Below are 15,424 nucleotides of genomic sequence, written 5' to 3'. Positions count from 1 at the left end.
GCGGGGGAGGGGAGGGGGGCGGGAACGGCGGCGGTGCGGCTCATGATCGGTCCTCCCTCCTCAGCCCGCGGCGCGGCCGAGCTGGCTGCCCGGCTGACCACCGGTCTGGCTGTTGAACAGCGTGGCGTAGCGGCCGCCGCAGCGGATCAGGTCCTCGTGCGCGCCGTCCTCGACGACGCGGCCGCGCTCGACCGTGATGATGCGGTGCGCGATGCGCACGGCGGAGAGCCGGTGGGCGATGATCAGCACGGTGCGCCCGGCGCAGATGCGCTGCATGTTCTGCTGGATGACCCGCTCGGACTCGTAGTCGAGCGCCGAGGTCGCCTCGTCGAAGATCAGGATGCGCGGGTTGTTCACCAGGGCGCGGGCGATGGCGATGCGCTGGCGCTGCCCGCCGGACAGCGTGGCGCCGCGCTCGCCGACCACCGTGTCGTAGCCCTCCGGCAGCTCGGCGATGAAGTCGTGGGCGCCGGCCAGCTTCGCCGCGGCAACGATGCGGTCCATGTCCATGGTCGGGTCGGACAGCGCGACGTTCTCGCGGATGCTGCCGCTGAACAGCACGTTCTCCTGCAGCACCACGCCGACCTGCCGGCGCAGCCACACCGCATCGGCGGTGGACAGGTCGACGCCGTCCACCAGGATGCGGCCCCGCTCCGGCACATAGAAGCGCTGCAGCAGCTTCGACAGCGTGCTCTTGCCCGAGCCGGACGAGCCGACGATGCCGACCACTTGGCCCGCCGGGATGTGCAGGGTGACGTCGGCCAGCGTCTCCGGCCCGTCGTGGCGGTAGCGGAAGGTGACGTGGTCGAAGACGACGTCGCCCTTGATCGCCGGCAGGGCGCCGCGCCCGGCGATCTGCAGGGGCTCGGGCGCCGTGTTCAGGATGTCGCCGATGCGCTGCACCGACAGGCGCACCTGCTGGAAGTCCTGCCAGAGCTGGGCGATGCGCAGCACCGGCTGCGCCACCCGGCCGGCGAACATGTTGAAGGCGATCAGCTCGCCCACCGTCAGCCCGCCCTCGATGACCAGCCTGGCGCCCAGCCACAGCACGGCCATGGTGGACAGCTTGGAGACGAACTGCACCGACTGGCTGGCGATGTTGGTCAGCATGCCGGCCCGGAAGCCGGCGCGCACGTAGGCGGCGAGCTGGTCCTCCCACTTGCGCTGCATGCGCGGCTCGACCGCCATCGCCTTGATGGTCTCGACGCTCGACACCGCCTCGACCAGGAAGCTCTGGTTCTCGGCGCCGCGGGCGAACTTCTCGTCCAGCCGGCGGCGCAGGATCGGCGTGGCGACCAGGCTGATGGCGACGTAGAGCGGGAAGGAGGCGGCGACCACCGCCGTCAGCACCGGGCTGTACAGCAGCATCACGGCCAGGAAGACCACGGTGAACAGCAGGTCCAGCACCAGCGTCATGGTCGAACTGGTGAGGAAGTTGCGGATCGTCTCCAGCTCGCGCACCCGAGCCACGCTGTCGCCGACGCGACGCGTGCCGAAATAGCCGATGGGCAGCGACAGCAGGCGGCGGAACAGCTGGACGCCCAGCTCCACGTCGATGCGGTTGGCGGTGTGGGCGAAGGTGTAGGTGCGCAGGCCCCCCAGCAGCCCTTCGAACACCATCACCGCGAACATGCCGAGGATGAGCACGTCGAGCGTGCTGGCGCTGTGGTGCACCAGCACCTTGTCGATGATCACCTGGAAGAACAGCGGCGTGACCAGCGCGAACAGCTGGAGGAACAACGAGGCCGCCAGCACCTCGCCGAGGATGCTGCGGTACTTCCACACCGCGGCGCCGAACCAGCCGATGTCGAAGCGCGGCACGCCCATGCCGAGCGTCCCCTTGCGGCCCAGGCACAGCAGCCGGCCGTCCCACAGCGGCGCGAAGGCGTCGTGGTCGAGGATCGTCGTCTGGCCGGACGCCGCGTCGTGCACCAGCACCTTGTCGCGCCCGGCCTTGACGAGCACCCGGAACGACCCGTCGGGCCCCGGTACCACGGCGGGCAGCGGGGTCCGCTCCAGCCGCTTCCAGTTGGTGGAGACCACGCGCGCTTTGGCGCCGATGCGGCGCGCCTGGCGGATCAGGTCGCGCAGTTCGGCCGGCCGGCCGCCGCAGTCGTGGCGGATCGCCTCGTGGTCGGCGGGCACGCCCAGGATCCGCAGGGCGGCGACCAGCGCGGCTATCCCCGGGTCGCGGCTCGATCCCCTGTCAACGTTTTCCATGGCCTGTTCCGGTCTGCTGTCCTTGCGGCCGCTGTCGCGGGCTCATCCGCAAGTGTCTCCCGGAACCCGGCAAATCTACTTCAGAAGAAGTGGTAATCCACCGGCCATCCCCGCCCAATCCGGGCGGCACATGTTCTTTTTCGTCCGTCTGTTCGAAGGCACCATACCCAAACTGGGTAAGGGAAACGGAGCGGCAGATCTCCTTTTCTCCTATGGGCGACGGTGCAGCGCCAGGTAGCGCAGGCAGGCGGCGACCGTACCGCCGTCCATGTCGGGGGAGGCGACCGCCAGCTCCTCCAGCTCGTCCGGGGTGAACAGCTCGAGCCGGCCCACCCCCAGCTCGCCCACAGCACCACCGGCCGCGCCGGGCAGCGGGCGGGTGCGGACCGCCGCGAACAGGGCGACGCGGGCCTCCAGCACCGCCGGGTCGAGCAGCAGCAGCCCGAGCGGCCGCAGGTCGTCCGGCGCGCAGGTCAGCCCGGTCTCCTCCTCCAGCTCCCGCAGAGCCGAGACCGCCGTCGGCTCGCCGGGCTCGACGAAGCCGGACGGCGCCACCCAGATCGGCTCGGGAAAGTGCGGACGGCGGATCCGCATCAGGCCGATGCGCCCGTCCACCTCGGGCAACACGCAGACGCCGGACACCAGGTCGGCGTGCAGCACCTTCGGGCGCACCATCAGGAACTCGGGCACGACGCCGTCCGGCCCCTCGATGCGGTCGAAGCGCACGTCGAAGCGCGTGTTGGAGGCGGCGAGGCGACGGGCGACGATGCGGTGGCGGCAATCCATGCTATTCCTTCCGGCGGCAGCCGTTCAGGGGTCGTGCGCGTCGCGCGATCATACCGGCAAAAACCACGCGTCAAAAACCACAGCGACCCGGCGATGATAAGGGGCTTCTTCCTCCTGGGTTTCCTGGCCCTCCTGCCCTTGTGGGTTCCCCTGGGCCTGGAGCGGTTGGGGATCCGCATCTCCTTGCTGCCGCTGGCGTCGTCCTGGGTGAAGACGGAGCCGGCCGGGAGCGACGGCGCGGGGCCGCCGGCCGGCTGGCGGGAGCACGTCTACCTGGCCCGGAACCCGGACGTGGCGGCGGCGGTCCGCCAGGGCGCGCTGCGCAGCGGCTACGAGCACTACGTGCGCTTCGGCCAGGCCGAGGGGCGGACCGGCGGCTTCGCGACGACGGCCGCCCCGCCGGCCCAGCCCACGTCGCCGGCTCCGGCCCCTGTCACGGCCGCCGCCGCACCGGAAACGCCGCCGCCCTCACCACCGGCGGTCGTGGCCGCGATGCCGGCCGCCCCCCGGACGCATCCCCAGTCTCCACCCCAGTCTCCACCCCAGCCGTCGCCTCCGGCCGTCGTTCCGGTCGCCGTCCCGCCGGCCAAGCCGCCCGTGCCTGGTCCGGCGCCAGCGGCCTCGACCGCCCCGTCCGCCGTGCTGGTGTCCGGCATCCGCGCCGGCGCGCACGACGGCTTCACCCGGATCGTACTGGACGTGAGCGCGCAGCCGCGCCTCGAGCGGGCGGCCCAGTCGGCGCCGCGCGCGGTGGGGATCGAGATGCCGAACGCCGTCTGGCGGATGGCCCGCCAGGGGCGCCTGACCACCAAAGCCCTGGGCTACCGGGTCGAGGAGGGGGCCCGCGGCGCCAGCCGCCTGACCATCGAGTCCCCGGACCCGATCCAGCTGAAATCCATGTTCGTGCTGCCACCGGAAGGCGATCGCGGGTACCGTGTCGTTCTCGACGTGGCGCGCGCCGCCCGTTAGGGGCCAGCCCCGCCTACCAGACCGGATCCCGTCATGCGTCTGCTTTTCGTCCACCAGAACACGCCCGGACAGTACAAGCACATGGCGCGGCACCTCGCCGCCCGCCCGGAGAACGAGGTGGTTTTCATCGGCAAGGCGAAGCGGGAGATCCCTAACGCCACCGTCGTCACCTACGCGCCGAGCCGCGGGCCGGCGAAGGAGATCCACCACTACCTGCGCCCGTTCGAGGATCAGGTCCTGCACGGGCAGGCGGTGGCGCGCGCGGGGATCGAGCTGCGGCGGCGCGGCTTCGTGCCCGACGTGATCTGCGCCCATCCCGGCTGGGGCGAGGCGCTGTTCCTCAAGGACGTGTTCCCGGAGTCCAAGCTGCTGGCCTTCTGCGAGTTCTTCTACCGCAGCTGGGGCTCCGACGTCGGCTTCGACCCGCGGCAGGAGGTGTCCATCGACATGGCCTGCCGCATCCGCTGCAAGAACACCACGCTGCTGACCAGCCTGGAGGCGGCGGACTGGGGCGTCAGCCCGACGGAGTGGCAGCACGCCCAGCACCCCGTCGGGTTCCAGTCGAAGATCTCCGTCGTCCACGACGGCGTCGATACGGAGGTGTGCCGGCCCGACGAGACGGTCACGTTCACGCTGCCGAACGGCCGCACGCTGTCGCGCGCCGACGAGGTGGTCACCTACGTCGCCCGCAACCTGGAGCCCTACCGCGGCTTCCCGACCTTCATGCACGCCGCGGCGGAGATCCTGCGCCGCCGCCCGAAGGCGGAGATCCTGGTGGTTGGTGCCGACGACGTCAGCTACGGTGCGCGCCCGGCGGACGCCGCTAATTGGCGGGAAAAGCTGCTGGGCGAGGTGCAGGTCGACCCGCAGCGCCTGCACTTCCTGGGCAAGGTCCCCTACGAGGTCTTCCTGCGCATCGTCCAGCTGTCGCGCGCCCACATCTACCTGACCTATCCCTTCGTGCTGTCCTGGTCGATGCTGGAGGCCATGGCCTGCGGCGCGGTGGTGGTCGGCTCGAACACCCCGCCGGTCGCCGAGGCGATCGAGGACGGCCGCAACGGGCTGCTGGTGGACTTCTTCGACCCGAAGGCGGTGGCCGACCGGGTGGACGAGGCGCTCGGCGATGCGCAGCGCATGGCGGCGATCCGCGAGGCGGCGCGGCACACCGTGGTGGAGCGCTACGACCTGCACTCCGTCTGCCTGCCGGCGCAGATCCGCCTGATCGAGGACCTGCACGCCGGACGCACCCCGGCCCTCCGTCCCACGGCCGTATGAGCGGTCCGCACTTGGAGTCTTGTCGCACCCCGCCGCCGGGGGGAGAGCGCGGATGTCCCACCTTTGCCCTCGCACCGCCGTTGCGCGGCCTAGTCTGATCGGAGTAGCGTGAAAGCGCGGATTTGCCCCGAACGGTCAGAGTCATGGATTTTTCGGCTCTCATGCGGGTGGCGAACCCGCCGCAGAACAGTTTCACGCGCGAGGTCGTGTGTGAATACCTCGCCGACCGTGACTTCAACGTCTTCCACGAGCGCGAGTGGGAGCGGGTATTCGGGATTCAGGCCGCTTACAGCGACGCGCCGGATTATTGGCTCGACCACTCCGCCAGGCACAAGGTCCGCGCGGGCTGAATCCAGCCGTCGCCATGCCGGAAGCGCTGATCGTCGGGTGCTTCCCGACGATCAGCGGGACAGCTGCGCCAGCTTCCGCTCGGGAATCGGGGGCGGGGAGGGGTGCAGGACCAGGCCGTGCTCCTCGACGTCGACGTTGGCGTCAGGATAGACGGCGAGCGCCAGCTGCAGGGCCTCGGTGAAGCGCTTGCGGAAGTCGCGCAGCCGGCTGTATCCGGCGCCGAACTGCTCGAACACTGCCGGCCAGGTGATGGTCGTCGATCGGGACAGGCTGTGCAGGCGGTAGGCCATCCAAATATAGATGTCAATGCTGGTGCTGTTGTTCTGGATGTGCCGCAGTGCCGGCTCCCAGATCGGCACCGGATGTGCCTTCAGCTCGCGGAAGAACGCTTCGGACAGCAGCACGCGGTCTTCCCACAGCGTGCCCTGGTCGGCATTGGCGTTGGTCGAGAAGTGGACGCCACCCTTGACGATCGAGCTCTTTTCGAACCCGACGCTGTTGGTATCCTCCCAGGCGAAGGTCAAGTTGCAGGCGGCGATGCGCGAGGCCTGCTCGCGAATGTCGCGGTAGGTCTGCCCGCCCACCGACAAGCCCATGCGGTCCAGCCACTCGTGCATGCTGCGGCCGAGCTCGACCTCCCGGCTGTCGGTCTGCAGGGCCCGGGTTTGCAGATAAAGCAGAATCATGCGGGCGCGGCTGCCATACGGCACGCCGTAAAGCTTGAATCCTCCGTTGCGAATCGGAAGTCGCCCGGGCTCGATCAGAAGACGGATCCGATGGCCCCGCCGTTCCCAGGGCTGGTCGTCCGGCAAGCGGCGATGAGGAAGCGCGGTGAGCGCAAAGCCCGAATAGGTAATGCCAAGGTCTTGACGCTCTTCCTCCAGAACGGCGGCGGCGATATTCACTAGGGCGCGCTGTTCCGGTTCGGTCTGGAGAGCCCTCGCTTGGTCACGCCCAAGCTGGGTGATCAGGTGGTGGATCTTTCCCATCGGGGTCGGCCTTAGCATCACTCTCTGATCGCGGCTATAACATGGAACGTAGACAGCGGCAATTTGGAGTCTTGTCGCGCAAACTATTTGCAAGGATATTTGGGTTAACCTAATAGCTTGTGCGACAAGACTCCAATAGCGAATCGCGATTCGCGCGACAAAACTCCAGGAATCGCGCGACAAGAGTCCAGAGGATAGTTCGCGACTTTGTGGACGGCCGGAGCCGGACGCGACAAGACTCCAATGAATCCCTGGCGAGTCGCCAGCGAATCGCTTGGTTTGTGGGAAGACCGAGTCGCGACACCAGATCTTGGGAGGCCGCGCGGCGGCCGGAAAGCCGGCGCCAGCCTGGCCGTCCCCCGGCCCTGGGGCCGGCGCCGGGGGGCGCGACAAGACTCCAATTCCGGTACCCCGCTCAGAGCGTGGCCGCCTGCCACAAACGGTCGAGCTTGCGCTCGGTGGCGCGCCGCAGCACCCCGGCCGTCTCGAGGTCCTGGATGAGGTCGAGCGCCGAGCGGTAGGTCATGCCGAGCCGCCGCTCCACCGCGCGCGTGCTCACCATCGGCTGCTCCCACAGCAGGTCGAGGAGCTGCGGCAGCCGTCCGGTGGAGCGGCGGGTTCCGGCGCGCTGCCGGCGCGTCGGGCCGCGCGTGTCGCTCCGCCGCTTCGGCAGCCGGGGAACCACGGCGGTGGCGGCGATCCAGGAGGCGTGCCGGGCCTCGATCCGCGCCGAGCGCTCGGTCTCGGCCTCGACGGCGTCGGCGGCGAGGCGCGCCATCCAGGCGATCCAGCCGTCCTCGGACCCGCCGAGCGCCACGCGGTAGCCGGCGTGGTCCCGGCCCCACCAGGCGGCCACCGGCAGGCGGGCCGCGCCCATCCGGCACGCCCGCGCGATCAGGTGCGGCGCCGCCATCCGGGCAAAGTGCGGCCACCAGCCGCCCTCCGCCTGGCCGGCGATGTGGCGGCGGATGGCTTGGCTGTGCTCGTCCTCGTCGGCGACGGCGGGGAGGGGAGAGGGCGGCGCCTCGCGCACGCCGTGCAGCCGGTGCAGCGCCCGCGCCGCGCCGGCCACGCCGGGGTCGGCGGCGAGCGCCTCGTCGACCGTGCGCAGGGCGTCCTGCGCGGTCTCCCGCGCGCCGGCTGCCCAGGGCGCGGGGCGCCGGCCGTGCCGGGCCTCGTACCAGCGCGCGTGGATCTCCTCCAGCCAGGGCAGGGCCCAAGGGGACAGGGCGCGCGCCGGGGCCGGTTCCCCGTCCTCCGTCCCGCCCTCGATTCCGCCCCCGGGCTCGTCTCCGCCGAGGGCGGCTTCCGCCTCGGCGAGCAGGCGCCGGGTCTCGGCGGCGAGCGACGACCACGCGGCCACCGTCTCCGGGCGCAGCCGGCCGTCCTTCGGAACCTCCTCCGGCGCCGGGACCGCCGTCGCGAGCCCGCCGGGCAGGGCCAGCAGCACTCTATAGAGGAGGGCCGCCGCGCCGGCCTCGCTCCGCCGCGGCAGGTCCACCTCGTCCGGCGAGGCCAGGGCGAGCAGCAGGTCGTCCGCCGCCACCAGCGCCCCGTCGAGCGCCGCCATCGCCAGCACGTCCCGCCGCACCGCGTCGCAGGCGTGCCGGCGCGCCCGCGCGGGGTCGGCCAGCAGCGCGTCGAAGCGCGCCAGCCCGCGTTCGGCGGACAGCAGGTCGGGCACGGCGCGCGGCGGGATCATGGTGGGCTCTCCCAAGTATTTGACAGGAATGGGATTATGGTGACAGGGAAATACCATGCAAGCGGTATCGACGAAATGGCGAGTCCGCGTCGTTGCCGCCGTCCGCACCACCCTCCACGCTGCCGGCCCCGCCGCCGCCGGGCGGTTCTGCCGGTTCGGAACCGCCGTGCGCCCAAGCCATCCGGCCGTACCGGCGGACACCGGTCCGGGCTGTCGCTCCGGCTTTATGAGCGGAATCCCGCGGTTCTGCGCCGTTTCGACCCACTTTCCGGCTTTAAGACTGAACTGGTTTCCGGCTTCATAACCGGACTCTCCGCTCGTCCCGGCGAACAGGGCGGAAGGCGTCTGCAGCTGTTCAAACGGTCTGCACAGCTTCTCAAACGATCGTTTCCTCGGAGCGGATTGAACTGTACAATAGGGCGTTTTCTCCGCTTTTCTGAACGGATCCTATGGCGCTCATCGGCTACGCCCGCGTCTCCACCGAGGACCAGGCCACCTTCAGTCAGCTCGATGAGCTGAAGGCCGCCGGCTGCTCGACCATCTTCGAGGAGAAGGCATCCGGCGCCAGTCGGGCGCGGCCGGAGCTGGCCAAGGCGATCGCCCAGATCAAGCGCGGCGACATCCTGGTCGTGGCGCGCATCGATCGTCTGGCGCGCTCGCTGTCCCACCTGCTCGAGGTGATCGAAGGGCTGGAGGCGGTCGGCGCCCACTTCAAGTCGCTGCGCGACCCGATCGACACCTCGACCCCGCAGGGCAAGTTCGCCCTCCAGGTCCTCGGTGCGGCGGCGGAGCTGGAGCGCGCGTTGATCCGAGAGCGCACCAAGGCCGGGCTGCGGGCGGCCAAGGCGCGCGGCAGGGTGGGGGGAAACCCCAAGCTGCGCGAACGCGATCCAGACGCTATCCGCAAGCTGACCGCCATCCGCGACCGCCAGTACATGGCGGAGTTGCTCTCCACCATGGACGCATGGCTCCCGAAGGTCTCCGCCATGCGGCCAGCCAGTTCCTGGGGCAAGGTGGCCAAGGCTCTGGGCCGGCTCGGCTCGCCCGACCGGCCGTGGACGACGGACCGGCTGTCGCGGGCGGTGCGCCGTCTGGTCACGGAAGGACTGGCCGACCGGGCGCTGATCGCGCCGGCGTCGCGCAAGTCGCCGAAGGACGACATCCTGCTGGTGATCGCCGGCATCAAAGGGGCCGATCCGGACATCAGCCTGCGTGCCATCGCGACGCGCCTGGAGGAGATGCACATCCGTACCCCACGCCGCGGCACCACATGGTCAGCCTCATCGGTCAAGGCGCTGCTGGACCGTGCCGAGCGGTTCGGCCTCGTCACGCCGGCGGCCCAGGGGAAGCGGGCTCGTCGAAAAGCGCTTGGCGCGCCAAGCGGCCCAGAAGCTTGATCCGATCCTTGGCGTCGAGCTGGCGCGAGGCTTGCCAGACAGGACCCCGCAGGATGTCTTCGGCCATGTCCCGATAGACAGATGCCGGGCGCAAACCAAGGGTTGGAGGAAGGTTATCAGCGGGCTGTGCTGATGGATGCCCAATGACCAAACTGAACAGGCTGGCTGAGACTGGCCCGTGGCGCGTCGCCTGAAAAAGGTTGTTCAGTATTCTGATAAGGCGCTGCCGCTCTCGGCGCTGACGTCTAAGGTCAGATTTTCGCTCGCGCTCCTGTCGTCGATAGGCGGCGGCTTGCCATTCCTGAAGCTTTTTCTGAGCTGTGACAGAAGCCTGTTTCTGGGCATTTCGAACGGCTGCGAGCGCCGCTGCCTGTGGGCGCACGGGCCATCGGCTGCTCCGGTCGGCCAGCATGCGGCGACCCACATCGTCCAGCTCGGTGTAGAGCGTGCCGATGCTCAAAGGACGGGGAGGCAAGACGTCTTCCAGCCAGGAGAAGCCGTAGCCACGCTCCGACGCGGTTTCGGTCAACAGGCGGGCCACGGCCGACAACAACGCCCGGCGCCACCAAATCGGGACCACCGCCAGTGGGTAAGCGGAGGAACACCGAAGCCGGTCCCGCCATCCGGTGGGCCATGGGGGCTGGACGATCCGGTTGATGAGAGCCCAATCACCTCCGTTGCACATGTTCAAGTGGCAGAGCAATCGGGTCAGATCCTCGACAAGGCAGAGGAAGGCCTGCCGGGTTGAACGCCCGGTCCAGCGACCGTCGGGTTCATGGCCATCGAGGACGGCCACGAGATGCTCCTCAAACGCCCGCAATTTTGCCCAGTCATGGAGCGTGCGCGGCTGCGTCACCCCGTTGCTGCTTATGTCATTGTCGATGACGACCTCATCGAGCGAGCGCCCACAATGACTGCACAGCAGCACGGCTGAATCGCTGAGCGTTACCCACCGTTGCGGCTGCCAGCCCTCGCAAAAGTGACACCGCTGTTCCAAAGGCAGCCCATGTGTGGCGCACAGCCCTCGGGCGGCGATGGCCCAGTCGCGTCGAAGCCACGCATCCCGGCCGATCTGCCGATCATGCCGCAGGCACGCCGGGCACCAAGCCACCTCGACCCGCCCGTACGGCCCCCAGGCCGTCGTGTCGTCCGGAGCGCGTTCCCAACACGCCCAATGGCGGCGCCACCCGCGTCGGGACAGGGCCATGGCTGCCACGGTCTCGACATCCAGGCGGGTCGATGCGGCCAGGAACTGAATGTCCTGCGGGGCGGGCGCCCAATCGACGTCGTGTTGGCACGCACCTTCGGAGTGTCGGCCGGACAGAACGTCCGGGGCCAATTCCCAGCCTTCCAGGCCGTAGCGGCATGCTATCCGGGCGCGCCAGGAGGACAGCAACTCGCCGTCCATTGGCCGGGGAGCAACTGGAAATGGGTGGGGGGCCAGCCTCATCCGGTGCTCGCATGCCCACGGGCCGGCCGGGGCGAACCCTTCATCGTCATCGAGACGAGCGGCAAGACCACGCTGTCGCTGGTGAACGAGGACAGATCCAAGTGCTCCCGGCCAGACCGGATGGCGTCGACAGCCGCCGTCTCAATGAGGCGGCAGATCCGCACCGTGACGCCATCCGTCAGTTCGAGCACCCGCTTGCGGACATCGGCGCTGTCCAGGTCGGACGGCTTGCGCAAAGGCAGGACTGCGCACAGGCTGGCCAGCAGTCGCCGGAACGGTTCTCCGTCGCGCCACCGCGGCAAGTGAAGGGCATCAAATCGCTCGGCCAGCTGTGGGTCGGTAAGCAGGGCTTGGCGCGCAAGGTCGGTGCCGGCGCAGACCAGCGGAATGCGCAGATCGTTGGCCAGGAACCGAATGGTGTTCAGAAAGATCCGCTGCTGCCGATAGGTCCCGGCCAGCATGGCATGCACCTCGTCGATGATGAGCAGGCGCGTGCCCATGGTCCGCAGCAGTTGACGGCACAGGTCACGGATCTGCTTGGCAGGAGGGCGGCTGCTGACCCGCTGCGGTGCTCCCAGGGCTGTGAAGAGTTCGCCATAGAAGTCCGCCTCATCGGGTTCTGGAGGCATCTGGAAAGCCACCACCGGCATGGTCGTGAGACCGGAGGCGTGCTCGAAGTTCGGCATGTGCGCCCGCGTAAAGCGGCGGATGATCATGGTCTTGCCCATGCCGGTGTCGCCATAGAGGAGCAGGCACGGCATGCGATCACGCGGCGGATAGCTCATCACGTCCGCGAGCCGCGCCAGGGCGGCGTCGGCGGCCGGGTACTGGATCCAGCGGTCGGCCCGCACCCGCGCGATGCGATCGTCGTCGGGCGACGCAGCAAACGGACGATAGGCGACGTGCAGGTGTTGGAAATCCTCGCTCACGACCAATCCTCCACGACATAGGGCAGCAGAGGAGGAGGGGCAGGGTCGGAACTGTCGTTGCTGGTCGGATCGGGACGCGTTGGGGCAAGGTCGTCCAGGACAGGCTGCGATGAACGCGCTGTGCTGTCGGCCGCCGCCAAGTGGGCTACACGCTGCACGGCCCGACGTGCCCGCTTCGTCTGTGCCACGGCCTCGGCCACCAAGGCTCGCTGAGCCTCCACGGCGTCGAAAATCAGCTGCTCGTCAACGGCACCCCGTCCCTGCTCGCGGAGCCGTCGTTGCGCCTCTTTGTGCTCCCACAGGGTGATGGGAGGGCGGGCGAGATCGCGGTAGCGGATCGGCCAGCGGGTCCCGTCGGGCGCCTCCAGCCAGATGCAGGACAGGTCGCGGGGGTCGAAGCGCACCGGCAGGCGCGTTTCCACGCGCCCGGCCCACACGCTCAGCACGTCGTCCCAATAGTGGATGTTGAACAAGCGGATGCCGTCTCGCCGGACCATCCGCTCCTGACAGGGCAGCAGATCGACGAGGAAGCCATTGAGATCCGGCGGAACCCGAGCTGGGATGGGGCGTCGGTCGACGGACTGGGCCCAGGCTGCAGTCGGCGGCATGCCGAGGCCGGCATGAATGTCGGAGTGGTAGGGGCCGACGATCTGGATCGCCAGCCAACGCTCCAACTCGGACAGCGTCAGTGCGGCGTGTCGCTCGGGATCGTAGTTGCCGCGTTCGGCGACATTGGCGAAGGTGGTGCCCGGCAGCAGATGGATCTCGCCCATCATCGTGCCGATCAGCCGCTCGATGTGCCCGCCGTAGTGCGGCGTGCGAACCGGACGGTAGAGCAGACGAATGCCGTGCTCTTCGGCGCCCCGCTTCAGGGCATGGGCGCGGAATTCCTTTGCGTTGTCGAGGTGCAGGCTGTCGGGCAGGCCGGATACCGGCTGTCGTTTTGTTCGGTCATGAAGCCGGAAAGTTCGGCCTTATACCCGGAAGGTCCGTCCATAAAGCCGGAACTCACCCGTGGAAAACCTCGATGCCGAGTCCGCTCTTAAAGCCGGAGCGACACCGGCTCCGGCTTCCCAATCCATTATTGCGTTGGGTAGCCTACCCCATCGGTGGAGGGCCCACCCGATCCGGGCTTCGGGGCGCGGCAGCGCGGCCGGAGCGGTCCCGAGCACGTGGAGGTTTCATGCCGGCATCCGCGCTCAGCGTCACCGACAGCACCATCGCCGCGCTCCTGCCGGCGGACTCCCCGCACTGGGGTAGCGGCGGTTCGGTGCTGGACGGCTCCACGCTCGGACGGGCGGTCACCGTCACCTACGGCTTCCTGACCAGCGCGTCGGGGCTGGACTGGGATGACGCGTGGGGCTTCGCGCCGGCCAGCAGCACGCAGAAGACCTACATCCGCCAGGCGCTCGCCGCGTGGAGCGCGGTGGCCAACATCACCTTCCGGGAAACCACGGCGGCCAGCAGCGCCAGCATCCGCTTCGGCACCAACAACCAGTCCGGCGTCTCCGCCGGCTACGCCTACTACCCGTCCACGTCCGCGACGGGCGGCCTGACGATGATGGCGAACGACGATTCCAACAACGTCACGCCGTCGCCGGGCAGCTACGGCTACATGACGCTCATCCACGAGATCGGGCACGCCATCGGGCTCAAGCACCCCGGCAACTACAACGCCGGCGGCGGCGGCACCGACGGGCCCTACCTGCCCGCGGCGCAGGACAACTACGCCTACACGCTGATGTCCTACAACGAGAACAGCGCGCTGCCGACGGCCGCCGACCCGACGCAGCCGTCGATCTACGACATCGCCGCCGTGCAGCACCTGTACGGCGCCAACACCGCCGCCGCCCCCGGAAACAACACCTACACGCTGAGCCGCAGCAGCTTCGTCACCATCTGGGACCCGAACGGTACCAACACGCTGGACGCCAGCGCACAGACCGCCGCGGCGGTGCTGGACCTGCGCGGCGGCACCCTGTCGAGCATCGGCGGCACGCTGGTCGCCGGGGTGGCCTCCGGCAGCCGCATCCAGGGCGCGCGCGGCGGCAGCGGGGCCGACACCATCTACGCCAGCGGCCTGGGCGACACCATCGACGGCGGGGCCGGCAGCGACACCGTGGTGTTCTCCGGCGCGTCGACCCTCTACACCATGGCCTGGGCCAACGGCGCGCTGAGCGTCGCCCAAGGGAGCGTCGTCAGCACGCTCAGCAACGTCGAGACGCTGCGGTTCGGCGACACCTCGATCAGCGCCGCCTCGGTGAGCGGCAGCGTCGGCATCACCGGCAGCGCCATCCACCGCTTCTTCAACACGCAGACGGGCTTCCACTTCTACACCGCGTCCACGACCGAGCGGGACAACGTGCTGCAGACGCTGCCGCAGTTCCGCTACGAGAGCCAGCCGTTCAACTCGATCAACAGCGCCTATCCCGGCGCCACGGCGGTCTACCGGTTCTTCAACACCCGGGTCGGCAACCACTTCTACACCGCCAGCGAGAGCGAGCGGGACAACGTCATCACCAACCTGTCCGGCACCTACTCCTACGAAGGCACGGCCTATCACGCCTTCGCGACGGGATCGAGCGGCGCGTCCACCAGTGGCGCCACCGCGCTGTACCGCTTCTTCAACCACCGCCTGGGCTCGCACTTCTTCACCACCTCGACCAGCGAGCGGGATTCGGTGATCACCACCTTGTCCGGCACCTTCACCTACGAGGGCATCGCCTACTACGTGGCCTCGACGAGCGCGGGCGCGGCCGGCGCGCCGTCCGCCATGGACGAGGCGGACGCCGCGGCGTTCTTCGGCGGCGGAGGGGGCAGTGGGGGCGGCAACGTGGACGCGGCGGGGTGGGCGAGCGGTGCGGTGCGCAGCGCCGTCGGCGGCGACGGCGCGCAGGCGATGGCCGCGGCCCTCGGCACGCTGGCGGACCTCCAGCCCGGTGCGGCCGACCTGCTCGGCCGCTTCGCCCAGCCGGCCGTGGGAACCTTCTGGGCCTGAACGGCGCTGCGACGACCGCTGAACCGCATTCCCATCGACGAAAGGTCCGTTTTCATGCGCCGTCTTGCGTCCTTCGCCATTCTCGCCGTGCTGGCGGGCTGCGGCTCCTCCCGGTCACTGGCCGAACTGCGGTACGGCGGCCCGCCGGCGCCACCGGTCCTCGGCAGCCAGAAGCCGGCCGGCGCGCAGGAGATCGAGGCGGCGGTGAGCGGCAACACCCTGCTGGCCGCCGCCCGGAACGGCAACCGCTGGACGCGCCACTCCAAGCCGAACGGCTATTTCACCGGCTACACCTTCCCGCCGCAAGCGCCCCCCGCGGGCCAGCAATGGACCTTCGGACGGGGCCAGTGGCGGGCCG

The 15,424-nt window shown here is 69.4% G+C and carries 13 protein-coding genes; 6 read left to right on the top strand and 7 right to left on the bottom strand.

What is annotated here, in order from left to right; all coding sequences use genetic code 11:
* Positions 1 to 60 precede the first annotated feature (60 nt).
* Together TSO221_RS31310 and TSO221_RS31305 are read right to left on the bottom strand one after the other, a co-directional pair.
* Positions 61 to 2,220: a type I secretion system permease/ATPase gene (locus tag TSO221_RS31310; protein ID WP_109122407.1), complete on the bottom strand. Its 2,160-nt coding sequence runs from the start codon at positions 2,218 to 2,220 to the stop codon at positions 61 to 63.
* A 210-nt stretch (positions 2,221 to 2,430) separates the two neighbouring features.
* A complete protein-coding gene (locus TSO221_RS31305; RefSeq protein ID WP_109122406.1) occupies positions 2,431 to 3,006 on the bottom strand; it encodes an NUDIX domain-containing protein in 576 nt (191 codons plus the stop codon).
* Between the two features lie 138 nt (positions 3,007 to 3,144).
* Here TSO221_RS31305 and TSO221_RS31300 point away from each other — a divergent pair, with 138 nt between their 5' ends.
* The 3 genes from TSO221_RS31300 to TSO221_RS31290 all read left to right on the top strand — a co-directional run bounded on the left by TSO221_RS31300 (position 3,145) and on the right by TSO221_RS31290 (position 5,600).
* Positions 3,145 to 3,975 (top strand): hypothetical protein, encoded by an 831-nt coding sequence (locus tag TSO221_RS31300; RefSeq protein ID WP_146208966.1) that lies wholly within the window; start codon positions 3,145 to 3,147, stop codon positions 3,973 to 3,975.
* A 33-nt stretch (positions 3,976 to 4,008) separates the two neighbouring features.
* On the top strand, positions 4,009 to 5,250 hold the full coding sequence (locus TSO221_RS31295) for a glycosyltransferase family 4 protein (RefSeq protein WP_109122404.1): 1,242 nt from the start codon (positions 4,009 to 4,011) through the stop codon (positions 5,248 to 5,250).
* A gap of 143 nt (positions 5,251 to 5,393) precedes the next feature.
* The gene (locus tag TSO221_RS31290) at positions 5,394 to 5,600 is read left to right on the top strand and encodes a hypothetical protein (protein ID WP_109122403.1); all 207 of its coding nucleotides are present in this window, start codon (positions 5,394 to 5,396) and stop codon (positions 5,598 to 5,600) included.
* A 51-nt stretch (positions 5,601 to 5,651) separates the two neighbouring features.
* Here the strand turns inward: TSO221_RS31290 and TSO221_RS31285 are convergent, their stop codons facing one another.
* Both TSO221_RS31285 and TSO221_RS31280 read right to left on the bottom strand, forming a co-directional pair.
* Positions 5,652 to 6,590, bottom strand: a complete 939-nt coding sequence (locus tag TSO221_RS31285; protein ID WP_109122402.1) for a replication protein RepA — start codon at positions 6,588 to 6,590, stop codon at positions 5,652 to 5,654.
* Positions 6,591 to 7,005: 415 nt separating this feature from the next.
* Positions 7,006 to 8,292, bottom strand: a complete 1,287-nt coding sequence (locus TSO221_RS31280) for a helix-turn-helix domain-containing protein (RefSeq protein WP_109122401.1) — start codon at positions 8,290 to 8,292, stop codon at positions 7,006 to 7,008.
* A 449-nt stretch (positions 8,293 to 8,741) separates the two neighbouring features.
* Here TSO221_RS31280 and TSO221_RS31275 point away from each other — a divergent pair, with 449 nt between their 5' ends.
* Positions 8,742 to 9,689, top strand: coding sequence for a recombinase family protein (locus TSO221_RS31275; RefSeq protein WP_109122400.1), 948 nt, complete (start codon positions 8,742 to 8,744; stop codon positions 9,687 to 9,689).
* Here TSO221_RS31275 and TSO221_RS31270 read toward each other — a convergent pair.
* Genes TSO221_RS31270 through TSO221_RS31260 form a run of 3 tightly spaced genes read right to left on the bottom strand, consistent with a single transcriptional unit; the run spans position 9,619 to position 12,844 of the window.
* Entirely contained in the window at positions 9,619 to 11,139 is a 1,521-nt protein-coding gene (locus tag TSO221_RS31270; RefSeq protein WP_109122399.1) for a TniQ family protein, read from the bottom strand. The two genes, TSO221_RS31275 and TSO221_RS31270, sit on opposite strands and share 71 nt — an antisense overlap.
* Complete coding sequence (locus tag TSO221_RS31265; RefSeq protein ID WP_199229711.1) at positions 11,136 to 12,068, bottom strand: TniB family NTP-binding protein; 933 nt, start codon at positions 12,066 to 12,068, stop codon at positions 11,136 to 11,138. The genes TSO221_RS31270 and TSO221_RS31265 overlap by 4 nt, the downstream gene beginning before the upstream one ends.
* On the bottom strand, positions 12,065 to 12,844 hold the full coding sequence (locus TSO221_RS31260) for a Mu transposase C-terminal domain-containing protein (RefSeq protein ID WP_199229710.1): 780 nt from the start codon (positions 12,842 to 12,844) through the stop codon (positions 12,065 to 12,067). Before TSO221_RS31260 ends, TSO221_RS31265 begins: the two co-directional genes overlap by 4 nt.
* A 407-nt stretch (positions 12,845 to 13,251) precedes the next feature.
* Here TSO221_RS31260 and TSO221_RS36150 point away from each other — a divergent pair, with 407 nt between their 5' ends.
* Both TSO221_RS36150 and TSO221_RS31250 read left to right on the top strand, forming a co-directional pair.
* Positions 13,252 to 15,066: a matrixin family metalloprotease gene (locus TSO221_RS36150; RefSeq protein ID WP_199229709.1), complete on the top strand. Its 1,815-nt coding sequence runs from the start codon at positions 13,252 to 13,254 to the stop codon at positions 15,064 to 15,066.
* Positions 15,067 to 15,120: 54 nt separating this feature from the next.
* Positions 15,121 to 15,424, top strand: a 304-nt coding sequence (locus tag TSO221_RS31250) for a hypothetical protein (RefSeq protein WP_199229708.1), incomplete at its 3' end; no start/stop codon positions are given.

Origin of the sequence: Azospirillum sp. TSO22-1 (assembly GCF_003116015.1) — a bacterium.
GTDB lineage: Bacteria > Pseudomonadota > Alphaproteobacteria > Azospirillales > Azospirillaceae > Azospirillum.
This window is presented reverse-complemented; position numbering and strand designations above follow the sequence as displayed.